The organism is Brevundimonas sp. Leaf363, from assembly GCF_001424025.1.
Lineage (GTDB): Bacteria > Pseudomonadota > Alphaproteobacteria > Caulobacterales > Caulobacteraceae > Brevundimonas.
The window spans coordinates 313,623-331,176 of record NZ_LMPZ01000003.1 but is presented as its reverse complement, the minus strand read 5'-3'; the positions used below and the strand labels follow the sequence as shown (position 1 = coordinate 331,176).

17 protein-coding genes are annotated in these 17,554 nt (G+C 68.1%); 6 read left to right on the top strand and 11 right to left on the bottom strand.

What is annotated here, in order from left to right:
* Nucleotides 1-83 precede the first annotated feature (83 nt).
* Nucleotides 84-1,508, top strand: a complete 1,425-nt coding sequence (locus ASG17_RS12385; RefSeq protein WP_056104207.1) for a M20/M25/M40 family metallo-hydrolase — start codon at nt 84-86, stop codon at nt 1,506-1,508.
* A gap of 413 nt (nt 1,509-1,921) precedes the next feature.
* On the opposite strand, the gene ASG17_RS12380 is transcribed toward ASG17_RS12385, so the two are convergent.
* The 4 genes from ASG17_RS12380 to ASG17_RS12365 form a co-directional block, all read right to left on the bottom strand.
* A complete protein-coding gene (locus ASG17_RS12380; RefSeq protein WP_056104203.1) occupies nt 1,922-2,371 on the bottom strand; it encodes a response regulator in 450 nt (149 codons plus the stop codon).
* Between the two features lies 1 nt (nt 2,372).
* Nucleotides 2,373-3,467 (bottom strand): PAS domain-containing protein, encoded by a 1,095-nt coding sequence (locus tag ASG17_RS12375; protein WP_056104200.1) that lies wholly within the window; start codon nt 3,465-3,467, stop codon nt 2,373-2,375.
* A gap of 200 nt (nt 3,468-3,667) precedes the next feature.
* Nucleotides 3,668-4,672, bottom strand: a complete 1,005-nt coding sequence (locus ASG17_RS12370) for an NADP-dependent oxidoreductase (protein ID WP_056104198.1) — start codon at nt 4,670-4,672, stop codon at nt 3,668-3,670.
* Nucleotides 4,672-5,460 (bottom strand): SDR family oxidoreductase, encoded by a 789-nt coding sequence (locus tag ASG17_RS12365; RefSeq protein ID WP_056104194.1) that lies wholly within the window; start codon nt 5,458-5,460, stop codon nt 4,672-4,674. Before ASG17_RS12365 ends, ASG17_RS12370 begins: the two co-directional genes overlap by 1 nt.
* 48 nt (nt 5,461-5,508) lie before the next feature.
* Between ASG17_RS12365 and ASG17_RS12360 the strand changes: the two genes are divergently transcribed.
* Nucleotides 5,509-6,123: a TetR/AcrR family transcriptional regulator gene (locus ASG17_RS12360; protein WP_235560446.1), complete on the top strand. Its 615-nt coding sequence runs from the start codon at nt 5,509-5,511 to the stop codon at nt 6,121-6,123.
* Nucleotides 6,124-6,179: 56 nt separating this feature from the next.
* On the opposite strand, the gene ASG17_RS12355 is transcribed toward ASG17_RS12360, so the two are convergent.
* The 6 genes from ASG17_RS12355 to ASG17_RS12330 are packed head-to-tail and all read right to left on the bottom strand — an operon-like array spanning nt 6,180 to nt 11,034.
* A complete protein-coding gene (locus tag ASG17_RS12355) occupies nt 6,180-6,812 on the bottom strand; it encodes an isoprenylcysteine carboxylmethyltransferase family protein (protein WP_056104191.1) in 633 nt (210 codons plus the stop codon).
* 10 nt (nt 6,813-6,822) lie between these two features.
* Nucleotides 6,823-7,470, bottom strand: a complete 648-nt coding sequence (locus ASG17_RS12350) for a lipopolysaccharide assembly protein LapB (RefSeq protein WP_056104188.1) — start codon at nt 7,468-7,470, stop codon at nt 6,823-6,825.
* A 22-nt stretch (nt 7,471-7,492) separates the two neighbouring features.
* Nucleotides 7,493-8,245, bottom strand: a complete 753-nt coding sequence (locus ASG17_RS12345) for an SDR family NAD(P)-dependent oxidoreductase (RefSeq protein ID WP_056104186.1) — start codon at nt 8,243-8,245, stop codon at nt 7,493-7,495.
* Complete coding sequence (locus ASG17_RS12340; RefSeq protein WP_056104183.1) at nt 8,235-8,912, bottom strand: TenA family transcriptional regulator; 678 nt, start codon at nt 8,910-8,912, stop codon at nt 8,235-8,237. The genes ASG17_RS12345 and ASG17_RS12340 overlap by 11 nt, the downstream gene beginning before the upstream one ends.
* Nucleotides 8,913-8,920: 8 nt before the next feature.
* Entirely contained in the window at nt 8,921-10,348 is a 1,428-nt protein-coding gene (locus ASG17_RS12335; protein WP_056104180.1) for an AMP-binding protein, read from the bottom strand.
* Nucleotides 10,345-11,034, bottom strand: coding sequence for a thermostable hemolysin (locus ASG17_RS12330; protein ID WP_082496258.1), 690 nt, complete (start codon nt 11,032-11,034; stop codon nt 10,345-10,347). The genes ASG17_RS12335 and ASG17_RS12330 overlap by 4 nt, the downstream gene beginning before the upstream one ends.
* Before the next feature lie 177 nt (nt 11,035-11,211).
* Between ASG17_RS12330 and ASG17_RS12325 the strand changes: the two genes are divergently transcribed.
* The 3 genes from ASG17_RS12325 (at nt 11,212) to ASG17_RS12315 (ending at nt 15,164) form a co-directional block, all read left to right on the top strand.
* The gene (locus ASG17_RS12325) at nt 11,212-11,718 is read left to right on the top strand and encodes a sigma-70 family RNA polymerase sigma factor (protein ID WP_200935081.1); all 507 of its coding nucleotides are present in this window, start codon (nt 11,212-11,214) and stop codon (nt 11,716-11,718) included.
* An 85-nt stretch (nt 11,719-11,803) separates the two neighbouring features.
* A complete protein-coding gene (locus ASG17_RS12320) occupies nt 11,804-12,775 on the top strand; it encodes a FecR domain-containing protein (protein WP_156367853.1) in 972 nt (323 codons plus the stop codon).
* Between the two features lie 19 nt (nt 12,776-12,794).
* Nucleotides 12,795-15,164, top strand: a complete 2,370-nt coding sequence (locus ASG17_RS12315; RefSeq protein WP_156367852.1) for a TonB-dependent receptor — start codon at nt 12,795-12,797, stop codon at nt 15,162-15,164.
* 1 nt (nt 15,165) lies between these two features.
* On the opposite strand, the gene ASG17_RS12310 is transcribed toward ASG17_RS12315, so the two are convergent.
* Nucleotides 15,166-15,858 carry a VIT1/CCC1 transporter family protein gene (locus tag ASG17_RS12310; RefSeq protein WP_056104166.1) on the bottom strand — a complete coding sequence of 231 codons (693 nt, stop codon included), beginning with the start codon at nt 15,856-15,858 and terminating at the stop codon, nt 15,166-15,168.
* A 222-nt stretch (nt 15,859-16,080) separates the two neighbouring features.
* On the opposite strand from ASG17_RS12310, the gene ASG17_RS12305 reads away from it, so the two are divergent.
* Complete coding sequence (locus tag ASG17_RS12305) at nt 16,081-17,481, top strand: alkaline phosphatase PhoX (RefSeq protein ID WP_056104162.1); 1,401 nt, start codon at nt 16,081-16,083, stop codon at nt 17,479-17,481.
* The last annotated feature ends 73 nt before the right edge of the window (nt 17,482-17,554 follow it).

Here is a 17,554-nt window from a genome sequence, read left to right as displayed (position 1 = left end):
CGGAGGCTAACGCTTCCGTTCGTGTCTTTCGTCGTCGGCGCGGCGACGTTAGGGTCCGCGCCTCCCAGTTCTCAGGCGTCCCCATGATCTCCTACCGCGCATTGGCCGGCCTCGCCGGCGTCCTGACCGTCCTTTCGGCCGCTCCCGCCATGGCTCAGGACACCGCGGGGATCGCGCGCGCGGCCCAGATCCGCGACCGGGCGATGGCCGACAACATCGCGCTCGACTACGTCACCCAGCTGACCACCCGCTTCGGTCCACGCCCGGCCGGATCGCCGGCGGAACAGGCTGCGGCCGCTTGGGCCGCCGACTACATGCGCCGCCACGGGTTTCAGAACGTCCGTATCGAGACCTTCCCGCTGGTCGGCTGGGAGCGCGGTCAGGAGAGCGGCGCCATCGTCGGCGACCACGCCCAGCCGCTGGCCGTCGCCTCGCTGGGTCACGCCCCCGGCACGCCCGAGGGCGGCGTCGAGGCCGAGGTGGTTCGCTTCACCAGCCTGGCGGCGCTTGAGGCCTCCGGGCCTCTGAACGGCAAGATCGCCTTCGTCGATCTGGGTCAGATGCACCCGATGCAGGACGGCTCCGGCTATGGGCCCCAGACCCGCGTGCGCGGCCTCGGCCCCGGCGTGGCCCGGGCAAAGGGCGCGGCCGCCTTCCTGATCCGCTCGGTCGGGTCGGACGAGAACCGCCTGCCGCATACCGGCACCACGCGCTACGAGAACGGCCTTCAGACCATCCCGGCCTTCGCCGTCTCGGCGCCCGACGCCGACCAGATCAGCCGCCTGATTGAATGGGGCGAGACCGTCCATGTCCACCTCTCCTCGACCGCCCGCACCTACCAGACCACCTCCCAGAACGTGGTCGGCGAGATCACCGGGAAGACCCATCCGGAACAGGTCATCGTGCTGGGCTCGCACATGGACAGCTGGGATCTGGGCACCGGCGCCATCGATGACGGGGCCGGAGGCGCCATCACCTTGGCCGCCGCGCGCGCCATCGCCGACAACGGCCGCCCGGCCCGCACCGTCCGCGTCGTCCTCTACGGCTCCGAAGAGGTGAACCAGCCCACCGACACCGGCAACGGCGGCGGTGCCTATCTGCGGGGCATCGGCACGGCGGTCGAGCAGCACATCATCGCCGGCGAAAGCGACTTCGGCGCCGACCGCGTCTATGCTCTCGGCCTCCCGCCCGGCGCGCAAGGTAGCGACTTCGCCAAGGCCGCCAACCAGGTGCTCTATCCGATCGGCGTCCTGGCCTCGGCCCAGCCCGAGTTGCACGGCGGCGCGGACATAGGCCCGTTGGCCACGGCCGGCGTGCCGGTCTTTGGCCTGCGCCAGGATGGTCTGCGCTACTTCGACCTGCACCACACGGCCAACGACACCCTCGACAAGATCGACCCGGCGCAACTGACCCAGAACGTAGCCGCCTGGGCCGCCCTGGTCTCGCTGATCGCCGATTCCGACGTCGATTTCCGAGCCATGCGTCCGGCGGAGGCTGCGGCTCACTAGTCGTCAGGTCTCACGCCGTCGCCTTGGCGATCCAACCTTAACGTGGCTATACAGCGGCTCGGCTCGCGGGCGTGGCGAAATGGTAGACGCAACGGACTTAAGCTGAGGATTGAGTGCGCCGGGGGAAATCCCGGACGTAGAACCGCTCAAAGTCGGGGAACCCTGTCAAATGGCGATCCCGAGCCAAGCCCGTCCCCGGACGGGAAGGTGTAGAGACTAGACGGGCGGCGTCTAAGGCCATCAGGCTATGACGAAGGGATAGTCCAGACCACGAACGCGCCTCGGCGTGGCGGCGAAAGCCGAAGTGGTACGAAAATCCGTCGGGCTATGCCCATGCCGGTTCGACCCCGGCCGCCCGCACCACTCGCTGACCAGCCCGCCTGTCACAGCGCCGAACAACGGTTCTCGGAACCCTAGTGCGCGGCCCATTCCGCCGAGATGCGCGGCGACGCGACAAAACTGGGCGGTGAGTCAATCGAGGGCGGCGGGTCGAGGATGCCCTCTTCCAGAAAACGCATGGCCGACATCAGGCCTGCACGCGAGAACGGCTTGGGAATGACGCCATGCGCACCCAGGAAGTCATCCGGCAGCATGGCGGGGTTCGCTGTGACGAACACCACCGCCGTATTGGGCCATCGGTCCAGGATCAGGGCGCAGACATCCAGTCCGCTGCTGCCTCTGGCCAGTTGCATGTCCACGAACGCCAGGTCGGGCGCGGGGTCGAGCGCCATCTTCTCGACGTCCTGAAGCGACGCAGCCTCTGCGACGACCACATGGCCGAGATCCTCGACCATGGCCTCGATGTCCATCACGAGGATGGCTTCATCCTCGACGATGACGACGCGCAGGGCTTTGTGCGTCATGTCAGTCGTCCACCGGGAAACTGATGACGACCTTCGTTCCAGGTTCGGCGGACAGCCAGACCGTTTCTCCTTCGATCTGCCGCGATAGGCGGGTGATCAGGGTGCGGCCCAGGCCGGACCGGGCCTGGGTGGTCATGCCGGGCCCATCGTCGGCGACGACGATGCGGGCCGTCCCGTTCTCCGACGAGACCGCCACCTTGAGCGTGCCACTGCGGTTGTTTGCGAACCCATGCTTGATCGCGTTCGTGATCGCTTCGTTGACGATCAGGCCGATCGCCGAAGCATGGCGTGACGGCACGAGGACGGACGCCACGTCGATCTCGGCACGGATATCCTCGCGACCGGCCGAGCCCAGGATGTCGCGGGTCATGGTTTCGACCAGCGGCCCGATATCGAAGCGGGAAATGTCGTCGGACTGATAGAGGCGGCGATGAACCGTCGCCAGCGCGTCCACGCGCTCGAGCATCGAGTTCAGCGTGGCCGCGAGAACGGGGTCGCCCAGCGACTTGGACTGCAGCCGAAGCAGCGAGCCGATCATGGTCAGGTTGTTCTTGACCCGGTGATCGACCTCGTGGAGCAGCAACGTCTTGGCTTCCAGCGCGGCTTGCAGAGCGGCCGTCCGCAGCGACACTTCCCGCTCGACCAGCGCCTTCTGCTTCTCGACCGAAGCCTGTGCTTCGACGCGGTCCGTGACGTCGAGCTGCGATGCGAAGAAATACTCGATCTCGCCCGCAGCGTTACGCACCGGGCTCATGAACAGCGCGTTCCAGAATATCGAACCGTCCTTGCGATAGTTCAGGACATCGACCTGAACGTCCTCGCCGGCGGCAATGGCCTGGCGGATCTGTAGGACTGAATCAGGATCGGTTTCGGGCCCCTGCAGGAAGCGGCAGTTCCGACCGACGATTTCGTCCCGCTCATAACCCGTGAGATTCTGGAAGGCCTTGTTGGCGAAGACGATCGGATTGTCGGCCAGGCGGGGGTTGGTGATGACCATCGGCATGCGCGTGCCGCGGATCGCCGCCGCGAAAGGATCGCCGCGCCCCAGCTCGTGCTCGACCACCTCCGTGAGGTGCCAGTTGTCCTGTTGCTTCATCGTCTCTCAGGGGTGGCGGACCGGACACTGCACGCGCCTTGGCACATCTTGACCGATGTCGGGTATTTCGCCTGCTGCCAAGATACGCGTGCTTGCTGAAATGGTTTCAGCCAGCGCACCGCGAGGACAGCCCCTTGGCGCGCCCGGGACACCCTATCCCGTCGTGCCGGCGCTATCCAGACGCACCTTCGCTCAACCTCTCACGTCTTCACGGAGACGACGACCTTGCCCTTCGCCCGGCCGGTGTCGACATAGGCCAGCGCATCATTGACGGCTTCGAACGGGAAGACCCGGTCGGTGACCGTGCGGATGTCGCCGGCCTCGATCAATCCGGCGATGCGGGCAAGCTGCGCCCCGTCCGGCTTCATGAACAGGAAGCTGTAGTCGACGCCGCGCGCGGTGGCCTTCGCACGGATCTTGCGGCTGGTCAGGGCCAGCACCTGGCGCAGAACCCAATTCAGACCTTGCGCCTTGGCGAAGGCGGGATCCGGCGGGCCGGAGATCGAGATCAACTTGTCGCCGGGCTTCAGCACGTCCAGCGAACGCTCGAGCGTCGCGCCGTCCAGACTGTTCAGAACCAAGTCGTAGCCGCTCAGCACCTTCGTGAAGTCGTCGCTGCGATAGTCGACGACGACATCGGCGCCGAGGGCGCGGACGAGATCGGCGCTGGACGCGCTGACGGTCGTGGCGACCGTCGCGCCGAGGTGTTTGGCCAACTGGATGGCGAAAATTCCCACGCCGCCCGTACCGCCGTGGATCAGCACCTTCTGACCCGGCTTCACGTCGGCACGGTCGACCAGAATCTGCCAGGCTGTCAGGGCGGTCAGGGGAACACCGGCGGCGTCCTCCATCGACAGGTTGGCGGGCTTGAGCGCCACGTCGTCCTGATGCACCGCGATGAACTCGGCGAACGTCCCGATCCGGCCGTCGCGCGGACGGCTGAAGACCGCGTCCCCTGCCTTGAACCGCTGGACGGCCTTGCCGACGCGGGCGATCGACCCGGACACGTCGTGCCCCAGCACCAGCGGGGTCTTGTAGGGCAGGATGGGCTTGAAGGCGCCGTCGCGGATCTTGGCGTCCAGCGGGTTCAGGCCGGCGGCGTGAACCTCGATGAGCACGTCGTGATCGCCCACCACCGGCAGCGGCAGGTCGCGAAGCCGCAGGGTCTCGGTCTTGCCGTAGCGGTCCAGGACGAAGCCGCGCATCACGACGCCGCCTTGTAGCGCGGCGCAGCCGTGGTCTCGCCAAAGCCGGGGAGCATGGCCTGGCGCGCCGCCTGGAAGGCGTCCCACTGAGCGCCGTCGTGCAGAGGCGGGATGGTCACCGCTTCACGTCGATCAAAGCCGACAAGGGCCGCATCGACCATCTCGCCGACCGCCATCATCGGGGGCAGTTGGGAAGGGTCCGCGCCGGCCCGGTTCCAGATGTCCGTCGCGGTCGCGGCCGGCAGCACGGCCTGGACGTAGACGCCCTTGGGGCCCAGCTCGACCGCCATGCCCTGAGACAGAAACAGCACGAACGCCTTCGTCGCGCCGTACACCGTCTGGCCGAACTCGGGCGCCAGTCCGACGACCGAGCCGATGTTCACGATCGCGCCACGACCTTCCCGCACGAACCGCCCAGCCGCCGCGTGGGACAGGCGCAAGACGGCCGCGGCGTTCACATCGAATATCGTTTGCACATTCTCGGACGACTGCCGGTCAAATCGGCCCGAGGCGGACACCCCGGCATTGTTGACCAGGACGCCGATCCGGGCGTCATCGCGCAGTCGCGCCTCGACCGCCTCCACGTCGGCGCTCTGGCTGAGATCCGCCCTGACGACGTCGATGGAGACGCCCGTCTCGGAGGTCAGCTGCGCCGCCAGGGCGTCCATCCGGGCGGCGTCGCGCGCCACCATCACCAGGTCATGGCCACGGCGTGCGAAGCGGTCGGCGTAAACGGCTCCGATGCCGCTCGACGCGCCGGTGATCAAAACAGTGGGGGTATCAGACATATCGGGCTCCGTCGCGTATTCATGATGACTATCATCTGACTGGCAAATATGATGACCATCATCTATACGTCAATGGGTGAGGCGGAGGCGGGGATGAAAGTCAGTCGAGACCAGATGCAGGCCAATCGCCTGCGCATCCTGGAAGAGGCCAGCCGACTGTTCCGGGCCAGGGGTTTCGACGCCGTCGGCGTGGCGGAGGTCATGCAGGCCGCCGGCCTCACTCACGGCGGTTTTTATGGGCACTTCAAGTCCAAGGAGGACTTGTTCGCCAAGAGTGTGGCCTACGTCTTCTCGCCGGTGACCGCGGGCCCGGTGGAGCCGCTGGATATCCGCGCCTTTCTGACCGGTTATCTCTCGCCTGCGCATAGAACGGACGCTGCGGGGGGGTGCCCCACCGCCGCCCTGGGCGCGGATATTCAACGCCAGTCGACGCCGGCGCGCGCGGCGATGACCGAAGGCGTTCGCGCCCAGCTGAAGCGGGTCGCGTCCACCCTTTCGGATGACGCCTCGGCGCAGTCGCGACGTGATGCGACCGGCGTCTGGGCGACCATGGTCGGGGCGCTGCTGCTCTCGCGGGCGGTCGAAGACGAGGCGTTCGGGAACCAGATCCTGTCCGACGCTCATGCGTGGCTCGAAGCGCGGGTCGACACGCTGCCTCGATAGCGCTCGCTCCGAACGATCGCGGCTGCAGTCGTCCGGAGCGGACGGTCTTTGCGGAGTTAGAAGAGCCCGATCCGGAAGCCGATCAGCCCCGTCGACTGCAGACGCTCGATCCCTTCCATGACAGGGATTGCGACCAGGAAGGTCAGGCCGTCACGCAGCGTCCTGAGGAAGAAGGCGGGTCGGACCAGCAACTCCTCCGTGTCGCGCCACAGGGCCCAGTCCGGCCAGAAGCGGGGCGTTCGTGAGCGGTAGTCGGTGTAGGCCGATCCGAAATGCTCGGCCAGCCAGGCCTCCTCGCGGCCGACCGTCCTGAGAAACACAAGGAAGGTGGCCATCGCGAACACCGCCCCGACGACGACGCTGCCGGTCTGCGCACCGATCCCGAACGCTCCGAGGAAGCTGAAGACGTAGAGCGGATTGCGCGTGACGGAGTAGGGGCCGCGATCCACGATCTCGGCCTTCTTGCGCCCGCCGATGTAGAGCGAGCACCAGGCCCGGCCGACGATGGCCAGGACGATCAGCGCCAGGCCGAGCGCCTCGACACCCTCGTGCCAGCCGCCGCCGAGCATCACGACCGACCGGACGCTGGCGGCGAAGGCGAGGAGCAGCAGCAGCACCAGGCCGGCGAACCATTTGCGGCGGCGCTGCACGATATCCAGGGGCAGGGCGCCCGGTGTTTGCGCGTTCATGGGTGCGGCCTCAGTGATGCTGCTGGACGCGGACAAGCAGCGCCCGGGCTTCCGCCTTGCGGCCGCGATCCGCCACGGTGCGGCCGTTACGGGCCGGCGCGTCGATGGCGCGTTGCAGGTAGCGGGCGGCGCCGTCCCAATCATGCTCGCGGGACAGAAGATCGCCCATGAAGAAGTTGGCGTCGACGTCGTTGGGCGCCGTGGCCAGACCGCGTTGCAGATACTCGCGCGCCCGCTGACGGTTGCCAAAGCCGATCGGCGCGCCCGGCACTTGGGCGTACAGGGAACCGAGCGACACATAGACGGCGCCGTTCAGGGCGCGGGGATTGATCCGCTCCGCGTGTTCCAGTTCGGAGCGGGCGTCGCGAACCAGACCCAGGGCCCCGATGCCGCCGCGCAGACCGGCCTCGGAGGCGGTGATGATCGCGTCCCAGACCAGCGGCTCCGCACGATTGCCGCACTGGGCCACGACGGCGTCCGCCTGGGTGTTCAGGCGCGCCATCTCGGCGGTGCGGACGCCTCGGGCGACCTCGAAGTTCACGTGGTCCCAGGACTGCTGAAGACCGCGAACACGATCATCGCAGGCGTCTGCGTGTGCGACGGACGCCGCCGTCATGGGCGCGGCCATCAGGGCCAAGGCGAACAGGGGGCGTTTCATGGGAATTTTTCCTCTCTCGATTTCAGCCGGCGAACAGGGCGCGGGCCTTTAGGTCGTTGGATTTCAGGGCGCCGTCGATGACGCTCGGCGCCAGGCCGTTCAGCCGGACGAATAGGCTCTCGGGGAAGCCGATGTAGACGTCGCGGCGGTCCTTGCGGATCGCGCTGACGATACGGCGGGCGATGCGATCCGGGTCGTCGACGGCCATACCGGTGAGCCGGGCGAACTCGTTCACCCGGTCCGAGTTGAACGAGGTCGCGACCGCGCGCGGCGCGACATAGGTGACGCCTACGCCCGTGCCGGTCAGTTCTCGCCGCAACGACTGGCTCAGCGCCCGCATCCCCGCCTTGGCGCTGGAGTATGTGGCGAAGTGGGCGAAGTTGATGGAGCCGAAGATCGACCCGACGTTGGCGATCTGGCCTCGCCCGCGCGCCTTCATGCCGGGCAGGACGGCCTGTGTCAGGCGGGCCGGCGCGACCAGATTGACCATGTAGCTGGCCAGCAGGTGCTCCGCCGTCTGGTGCTCCAGCGGCCCGAAGTGCTGGATGCCGGCTATGTTGATCAGCACGTCCCATGGCCGGGCGGCGACCGTTGCCGCGACGGCCTCCAGACCCTGGGGCGTGGAAAGATCGCCTATCAGTGTTTCCTGACCGTCCATGAGCGCGCGGGCGATGACGACGACACGGCCGCCGTCGCGCCTGATCTGTTGCACCACCCGTCGGCCCAGGGCGCCCGACCCGCCCGTGATCAGGACGTCGCGATCCTTAAATCGCATCGGCGGTCTCCCGCGCGGCGACGTGAGGAATGGAGGCGAACACGCCGCCGAACAGGCCGAACATCACCTTGGCCATGTGGACGATGGCGGCGCGATCGTCGGCGTCCGACACGCCGTCCAGTAGCTGTTTCAGAAACAGGATGTGGTCCTGATCCAGGGCGCCGTGGGAGATCAGATAGGTGAAGGCCGCGGGCGGCAGCCCCAAGCTCTGTTGAACGGCTTCGGCGCCGACGCTGGCCAGCTGAATGCTGGTCCCCTCCAGCACATAGACCATGCCGAAGAAGGCCATCGGATTGATGCGCTGGATGGTGTCGTAGGCGTAGGACACCATGATCTCGGTCGCCACGTTCGGACCCTCGCGAACGGTCCGGTCCGGATCGCCGCCAGCCGCGCGGATGTCATTCAGGATCCACTGCTCGTGGCCGGTCTCCTCGGCGATGTAGTCGTCCAGGGCGGACTTGAAGACGGCGTGATCGTCGTCGAGCCGTGCGCGCGTCGCTTGCATCAGCGGCACTGTGTGGCGGACGTGGTGATAGGCCTGGGCCAGATAGGCCACGTAGGTCTCGCGGCTGATCCGCCCCGCAAGCCCATCGCGGATTTGCGGGACGGCGGCGAAGGCGGCCCGCTCTGCTGCGGTCGCGGCGACCAGATCGTCGAAGAAGGACATGCGGACTCTCAGGCGTTTTGGGAGGGAGGTATGGCGTGGGCGCGCCGCAGGGCGTCGCGGCGTGGGCGGCCGTTGGCGGTGACCTGGCCGGCTGCGGGATCGAAGGGCGGAACGGGTCGCCAGGCCTCGACGCGCGCGTAATCCGGCAGACGCCCGTTGGCCCGAGCGACCGCGGCGTCCACCTGCGCCGGATCGACGCCCGGCATGGGAACGATCAGGGCCGACAAGGCCGCCTCGGCCTCGCCCAGGACCATGGCCTGCAGAATATGCGGCTCGGCCAGAAGCTCGCTCTCGACCCACTCCGGCGCCACGTTGCGTCCGAAAGCGGTGATCAGGATGTTGCCCTTGCGGCCCTCGATCCTCAGCCGCCCTTCGCCATCGAACGCGCCGATGTCGCCCGTGCCGAGCGTATGGGATGCAGCCTCGCCGCCGACGTAGCCGAGGAAGGGATGCGGAGAGACCAGGATCTCCCCATCCGGGGCCAAAGCGACCTGCAGGTGAGGCAGCGGCCGCCCGACCGTTCCGGGGCGGGCGTCATCCGGCGTGTTCAGCGCCACGACCGAGGCGCATTCGCTGAGGCCGTATCCTTCGACCACAGGCAAGCCGGCGGCCGAAGCGGCGTTCAGAAGCGCGGGAGACACGCGGGCGCCCCCCACGGCGATCATCTCCAGCCCGTGATCCAGCCTTAGCGTCGCCTGAGCCGCGATCAGCCCCCGCAGAAGCTCAGGCACGAGAATGAGCGTGGTCGCGCCCGCCTGGGCCACAGTGGTCAGCAGTTTGGCGAAGTCGGGACGAAACGCGTCGCCCATGCCCGCCTCGCTCAGGCTGACAGCGTGGTATCGCCCCCCGGCCAGAAACGTGACGTAAAGCCCGGCGACGTTCTCCAGCAGCACGGCCAGCGGCAGGACCGGCATGTGCAGACCGGCGCGGTCCTGGCCCAGAACCGTCACCAGCGACGCAGCGACGGCTTCCATCTGCGCTTGAGACAGGCAGACGCCCTTGGGCGCTCCGGTCGAGCCGGAGGTGTAGGTGATCTTGGCCGTGCCGGGATGCAGAAGTCGCCCGGCCGCTCCGGTTTTCGCGAACCGCAGGCGCCCGCCGGGCAGGACGACGTCGTCGTCGGCGTCGCCGGCGGTGATCAGGAGCCTGGCTCCGGCGTCGGCGAGCGCATGGTCGCGCTGTGACGGAGTGAAGAAAGGCGGAATTGGAACGCTGGGGCGGCCAGACAAAATCAGCGCCAGATCGGCGATCACCCACGCCGGTCCGTTATCGAGGGCGACGCCGACGGGCGACAGGTCTCCAAACAGCCTGGCCGCCAGACAGCTGACCTCCGTCATCAGCTCAGCCGCCGTCAGGGCGCCGTCGTTCCAGGTCAGGACGACATCGCCGGGCGTGACGCGGGCGCGAAGCGTCAGGGCGTCGAGAACGGCGCTCATCCGCGATCCTCGAAGTGAAGGCGCGTGCGCACGGCGCGGCCGACAGGCGCCGCTTCTGAAAAGTGGTCCAGCGGCGCCGTCGCGGTCGAGATGCAGCCCGCCAGCACCACCGGGTCGGTCTGGTAGTATGCACCCCAGGCGCCCCCGCCATCGACGAGGCGCGCCGGATCCGCCTTGGCGACTTCCAGGGCGCCGAGGCCGGCGCGACTGAAGATGCGGCGCAGCTCTCCGGTCGCGGTCGCCACGGCGAACCTCAGACCTTCGCGCTTGAGATGGCGCGCCATGGCGGCGAACAGGAAGACCGTCGCGCCCTGTCCGCTAGACGCCAGCCCGCCAATTTCCGCGATGTGCGAGCGCTCGACCGGCACGCCGACGGCCTGTCCCAGAACCGCTTGGACGGGCGCGTCGAGATACTGTTCGAGGAACAGCGCATCCTCGGCCGCATGGCGGAAGCCGACGACGGCGTAGATCACGCCGGCCTCGTCCTGCACGCTCATCAGGGTCGGATAGTGCGCCCTGATCCGGCTTCCGTACGCCTCGGCGTATGCGTCCTCGATGAAACGCTCCACGCGGCGGCGCTCGCCGGTCCGGGGATCATCGAATCGAATGACGCTCGACGAAAGCGTCCGACGCGTCCGCGTGGGGGGCGTCTCGGCGTCAGAACTGGGAAGCCGAACTGCAAACATACGGGCCTCTGACCGGGGGTCTGTGGGCCTGAGACGACGCCGAAAGCCGCCTCCCTCAAAAAATCTTGCGAACCGAAAAGCTGGGTTGCCGCTGATGGCTGAGAGACCCACGATGGCGCGGTGAGTTCGCCCGAAGAGCCGTTACAGGACCGCGCTTCCGCCAATGCCCGACAGGCCTTGGCGGACGCCTGGCTGGACGCGCGTCCCGCCCTCGTTCGGTTCCTGACCGCGCGAACCGGATCGTCCGCCACAGCCGAGGATATGGCGCAGGATGTCTGGCTTCGCCTGCAGACACTGACGGACGAGGCGGCGGCAGAGGTGCGTCAGCCGCTGGCCTTCCTCTACCGCATAGCCGCCAACCTGGCGCTGGATGGCTCAAAGGCGCAGCGGCGCTCGGGCGCGCGGGATCTGGAATGGCGGCGCGCGCAGGTCAGCGATCCTGCAGGCGAGGCCGAAGACGCGCCGTCCGCCGAGGACGCTGTCTGGGCGCGATTGAAGCTTGAGAAGGTCACTGCCGCGATCGCCCAGATGCCCCCGAAAGCGGCCGAGGCCTTCCGCCTGCACAAGCTGGAGGGGATGAGCCAGAGCGAGGTGGCGGATCGCATGGGCGTCTCGCGCAGCGCGGTCGAAAAATACATCTCGGCCTCCCTGAAGACGCTCCTGCTCAAGGTGGGATGGCCGTGATGACGTGCTTTCGCCATTTTTCATTGAGGGTCCGCAGCGGTCGCGTCGTCTCCTCTTCAAGGCCCGCTCGGGCCCGGATCGGATCATGACCCACGACGACGTCATCAGGGACGAGGAGATCGCTGCTCAGGCCGCCGCCTGGGTCGTGCGTCTGCGCGCCGATGATGTCGGACTGGAGGACTGGGACACGGCGACGGCCTGGCTGAATGCGGACCCCGCGCACCAGCGAGCGTTCGACGAGGCCGAAGGCCTCTGGAGCGCGGCAGACGAGCTAGCGAGCGCGAGGCCGGCTACTGTGATCGACCTGGCGTCGCAGCGCGAGCGGCGTGCAAGTCCAGGTCGCCGCTGGCTGATCGCGGCGCCCGCCATGGCGGCGGCGGTCGCTGCGGCTGTGTTCCTCCTTCCCCTTTTCCGCCCCATTCCCACGGCGGTCTACGAAACAGCGCCGGGCGAAACCCGGACGGTGGCGCTGGAGGATGGATCGCGGCTCCAGATCAACGGCGGCTCTCGCGTCTCTGTGAAGATGGAGCGCGGACGACGCCTCGTTCACATGGATCAGGCCGAGGCCGTGTTCGATGTCGCCCACGACGCCGACCGGCCCTTCCTGGTCGATGTGGGTGAAAGCCAGGTGCGCGTCGTCGGCACGGCCTTCAACATCCGACGCTCTGCACAGGACACCGAAGTCTCGGTCATGCGTGGCGTGGTCGAGGTCTCTGACCTCGATCAGCCGTCACGCAAGGTCCGCCTCACGGTGGGTCAGGCGGTGCGCCGGGCCGACGTTGATGACCGCATGGCGGTCGCGCCGGCGGACGTGCGCACCGCGGCCGCCTGGACGGAGGGGCGGCGCGCCTACGTCGATCGGCCGCTGAGCGAGATCGCCGCCGACCTGAGCCGGGGCTTCGTAACGCCGGTGACGACGGCGCCGGACGCGGCGAACGTCCGCTTCACGGGCGTGCTGGTTCTGGACGACGAGGGGGCCGTCATCGATCGGCTCGAGCGTCTTCTGCCAATCACCGCCACTCGCGGGCCGCAGGGGGTTCGGCTAGAACGGCGCTGAACCTGCTTCGGACGCCGCTTTGGTACGAGCCTTCCTCAGCGCCCTGGCCGCCGCGCTTGCCGCCGCTGCGCCCATGTCAGCCTGGGCCCAGGGCGGGGCGCTGGTCGATGTCTCGGTAGCGCCGCAGCCTCTACGCAGCGCCCTCATCGATTTCGGGCTGCAGGCGGGCATCACGATCAACGCCGGCGGAAGCGACCGGTGCGGTTCCAGCCGCGGCGTCCGGGGACGGCTGGCGGCGGACAGGGCTCTGTCCCGGTTGACGGTGGGAACGCATTGCGCGGTCATTCGCGTGGGTCCCGGCGCCTGGCGGGTCGTACGCCTCGCTGCGCCTGCGCCTGCGGCGGCACGAACGGTCGCGGAAGTCGGAGCGGCGACGCCGAGACTGCTGGACGACGTGGTGGTGACGGCTGCGCGATCAGATCACCTGCTGCTCTCGCGTGCACCCTATGGCCTGTCCTCGCTGGACGGGCTTGCGCTCGAGCGGGCGGGCGTGACGGATCTGAACGGCGTGGCCGCGCGCGTCGCGGGCCTGACCGTGACAAATCTGGGGCCGGGCCGGGACAAGGTGTTCATCCGCGGCATGGCGGACGGTCCTGTCGCGGGGCAGACGCAAGCTCTGGTCGGCCTCTACCTGGACGATGTCCGACTGACATACGACGCGCCTGATCCGGCGCTGCGTCTGGCTGACGTGGAGCGCATCGAGGTGCTGCGGGGTCCCCAGGGCGCGCTCTATGGCGCCGGCTCCATGGGCGGCGTCGTGCAGGTCGTGTCCCGAGCGCCCGATCCTACGGGCTTCTACGGGCGGATTACGGGCGAGGCGGCGGCCACGGCGGGTGGCGCGCCGGGCGGGGCGGCCGAGATGGTCGTCAACCTGCCCCTGCTGAGCGACAGGCTTGCGGTGCGGCTGGTCGGGTATGACGAAATCGCCGGCGGATACATCGACGATGCGGCGCTGGATCTGCAGGACAGCGGCCGAATGCGGCGTCAGGGCATTCGGCTTTCCACCCTGTGGCGCATCAATCCGGCCTGGACCATGAAGGCTGGCTTTCTCGCCCAGACCATCGACCTGGACGACAGCCAGTACGCCACATCGGGTCCGGACGCGCCTTACACGCGACGCCGGGGGCTGAGGGAGCCTAGCCGGAATGATTTCGACGGCTTCTGGCTGTCGGTCGACGGCGATCTCGGCTGGGTTCAGTTGCGCGCGTCATCGAGCATTCAGTCCCACGGCCTCGACGCCCGATACGACGCCAGCCCCTCGGCGCTCGGGTTCGGCCTCGTGGATCTGGCCGCGCTCGATCAGTCCGACGATCTGTCCGCCGCGGTCCACGAAATCCGTCTGAGCGGAGACCTTGGCGCCCGGACCAGCTGGAGCGCCGGCCTGTTCTTCTCCGAGTACACGCATAACAGGACGCTCTCTGTCTCCGACGGCCGCGGCGGGGCTGTCGCCCTGCAGCAGCATCGTCGCGATCACGTGGACGAGGCCGCGCTGTTCGTCGATGCGGGCTACGCGGTGACGGACGATCTGAAGGTCACCGCAGGCGCACGGCTGTTTCGCACCGGCCTCGAACATCGCAGCGAGACCACTGGCGTCGAGCCTTTCGCGGGGGATGACGAGCTGGTCGGCGTCGCGCCCCGGTTGGTGGTCGAGTACGATCGTGGCCCCATCGTCTTTTACGCGCTGGCGACCGAGGGATACCGCGGACCGGGCTTCAACGCCGGATCGGTCGGTCCCGGCGGGCAGCAGCCCCTCCGCGCCGTTCGGTCCGACGAGATCGTCGCCAGCGAGCTCGGCGCGCGATTCAGCCTTCTGGATGATCGTCTGAGGGGCCGCGCCGCGGTGTTCGTCGCCGACTGGCGCGACATCCAGTCCGACCGGTTCGACGAGCAGGGCTTGCCCTTCACCGCCAATCTCGGCGACGGCCGGAATCGCGGACTGGAAGGCGAAGTGGAGTGGCGCGCAGGGTCCTGGACCCTGGATGGGCACGCGGTGATCAACGACCCTGAGCTTACGCGGCCGGACCCGGGCTTCGCCTTGGGATCCGACAGCCGTCTGCCTGCCGTCTCTGACTTCAGCGTTCAGGGGGGCCTGGCCTACGAAGCCCGGCTGGCGCAGGCGACTGTGCGCTCAGAGCTGCGCCTCGGCTACGTCGGACCGAGCGACATCGCACTGTCGCCGACGTCCATGAGCCGGTCGGCAGGCTATCTGACTAGCCAGATCGGCATCAGCGCCGAGATCGGGCGTTGGGGCGTGCGGGCGTCAGTCGACAACCTGCTGAACCGCGACGACGACACCTTCAGCTTCGGCAATCCATACTATCCCCCAGGCGACATCAGCACGCCGCAACGACCGATCACCGGCCGCGTGGCAGTGACCGCACGCTTCTGAATCAGGCGGCGACGCCGAACAGGCGGCCCACGCCGGCGGTGATCGCCATGGCCAGGGCGCCCCAGAAGACCACGCGCACCACCGAACGCCCGATCGGCGCGCCACCTGCCCGGGCGCCCAGCGCGCCCAGCACGGCCAGGCCGATCAGGGCGGAGCCGGCGACCCAGACCGCCAACCCTTGCAGGGGCGCGACCGCCGCCACGACCAAGGGCAGCGCCGCGCCGGCCGAGAAGGTCACGGCCGACGTCACGGCTGCCTGGATGGGGCGCGCCGTCGTGATCTCAGAAATGCCGAGCTCATCGCGCGCATGGGCGCCCAGTGCGTCGTGGGTCATCATCTGCCGCGCCACTTCGGTCGCCAGGTCCGGGGCCACGCCGCGGCCCACGTAGATCCCCGCCAGTTCGCGCACCTCTGCATCGTGATCTCCCGCCAGCTCCAGCGCTTCGCGAGCCAGGTCGGCCTTCTCGGTGTCGGACTGCGAACTGACCGAGACATACTCTCCGGCCGCCATCGACATGGCGCCGGCGGCGAGCCCGGCGACGCCGGCGACCAGGATGCTTCCGTGGCTCGCCGCCGCCGCGGCCACCCCGACCACCAGACTGGCCGTCGAGACCAGGCCGTCGTTGGCGCCGAGCACCGCCGCGCGTAGCCAGCCGATGCGGTCGACCCGGTGCGCTTCCCCATGTCCAGTCATTTGCTCTCCCCCGCGCATGGCCGATCGAGCAAGCCTCTCGCGCGACAGCGGCGAAACACTCTGCTCCCGCATCGAGTGTCGCAAGCCGAGTTGCATTATTCGAGCCTGAAAGCAGGCGCGAGTGCCGATCCGGGTCGCGGACGCCGGCGCAAATCGTCATGAAAGCGCGGTGGTTCGACGTTCAGGGACGGTCTATGGCCCGGCCATACTCGAGGATGCAACATGAGTTCAGAGTTCAGCCTGCACCGCCGCGAAGCCCTGTCACTGGGCGCAGCCGCCATGGCCTTCGCCGGCGCGGCGCGCGCACAGACGGCGCCTGCGGCGGGAGAGTCCTACGTCAATCAGGCGCCGGGTTACGGCCCGCTGGTGAGCGACCCCAACGGCCTGTTCGACCTGCCGGAGGGCTTTTCGTACCATGTGGTCTCCCAAGGCGGTCAGACGATGGACGACGGCCTGCTGGTTCCCGGTCAGTTCGACGGCATGGGCTGCTTCGCGCTGCAGGGCTCGCAAGTCGCCCTGATCCGCAACCACGAACTGAAAGCCTCCTCATCCACGCACGGTCAGTGGGGGCCCGGCGGTTTCAATCGCGAGCGACTGCACCTGCTGGATCCGGCCAAGGTCTATGACACCGACAAGCAGAGCCGGCCCCTGCCGGCGGGCACCACCACCGTCATCTACGACCTGCGGACCCGCGAGGTGGTGCGCCAGTTCATGAGCCTGGCCGGCACCTCGACCAACTGCGCCGGCGGTCAGACGCCCTGGGGCAGCTGGCTGACCTGCGAGGAGTGTCAGGACACGCCCGCCACGGTCAATGTGAAGCGCGAGCACGGATACGTCTTCGAAGTGCCGGCAGCCGCCACGGGTCTGGTCGATCCGGTGCCGCTGAAGGCTATGGGCCGTTTTGATCATGAGGCGGTCTGCATCGATCCCCGGTCCGGCGAGGTCTATCTGACGGAGGATCAGGAAGACGGCCTGTTCTACCGCTTCATCCCCACCACGCCCGGGCGGCTGGTCGATGGCGGCCGTCTGCAGGCCCTGGTGCTCAAGGATTCACCGGGCGCCGACACTTCAAACAACACCACGCGCCTATGGGCCCTCGGCGATTGGCGCGAGACCGAATGGGTGGATCTGGAAGACGTGGAGGCGCCGAACGGCGACCTGCGCCAGCGCGGCCGCGCGGCGGGCGCCGCCATCTTTCAGGGCGGCGAGGGGGTCTATTGGGGCGACGGCGAACTCTACTTCACCGCCAAGAAGGGCGGCCCGATCCAGCGGGGCCAAGTCCTGCGATACGTCCCGGCGGCGGACGGCCGGTCCGGCCGGATCCAGCTGTTCCTCGAGTCGGCCGACGAGAAGGTGTGGAACATGGGCGACAATCTGACGGTCGCGCCCTGGGGCGATCTGATCGTTTGCGAGGACAACTACTCCAAGGAAATCCGCAACCATCTCAAGGGCGTCACGCCGGACGGCCGCGTCTATACGATCGGCCGCAACGTGTTTCAGGGGAACTCCGAACTGGCGGGATGCTGCTTCTCGCCAGATGCCTCCGTGCTGTTCGTGAACGTGCAGTATCCCGGGATCACCCTGGCCATCACAGGCCCTTGGGACCGTGTTCGCACCGCGTAACTTCGTGTTTCCCGGGGCAAGACCGGCCTTACTCCGCGCGCGTTTCATTGGCACAAGGCCGCTCGCGGGTGAT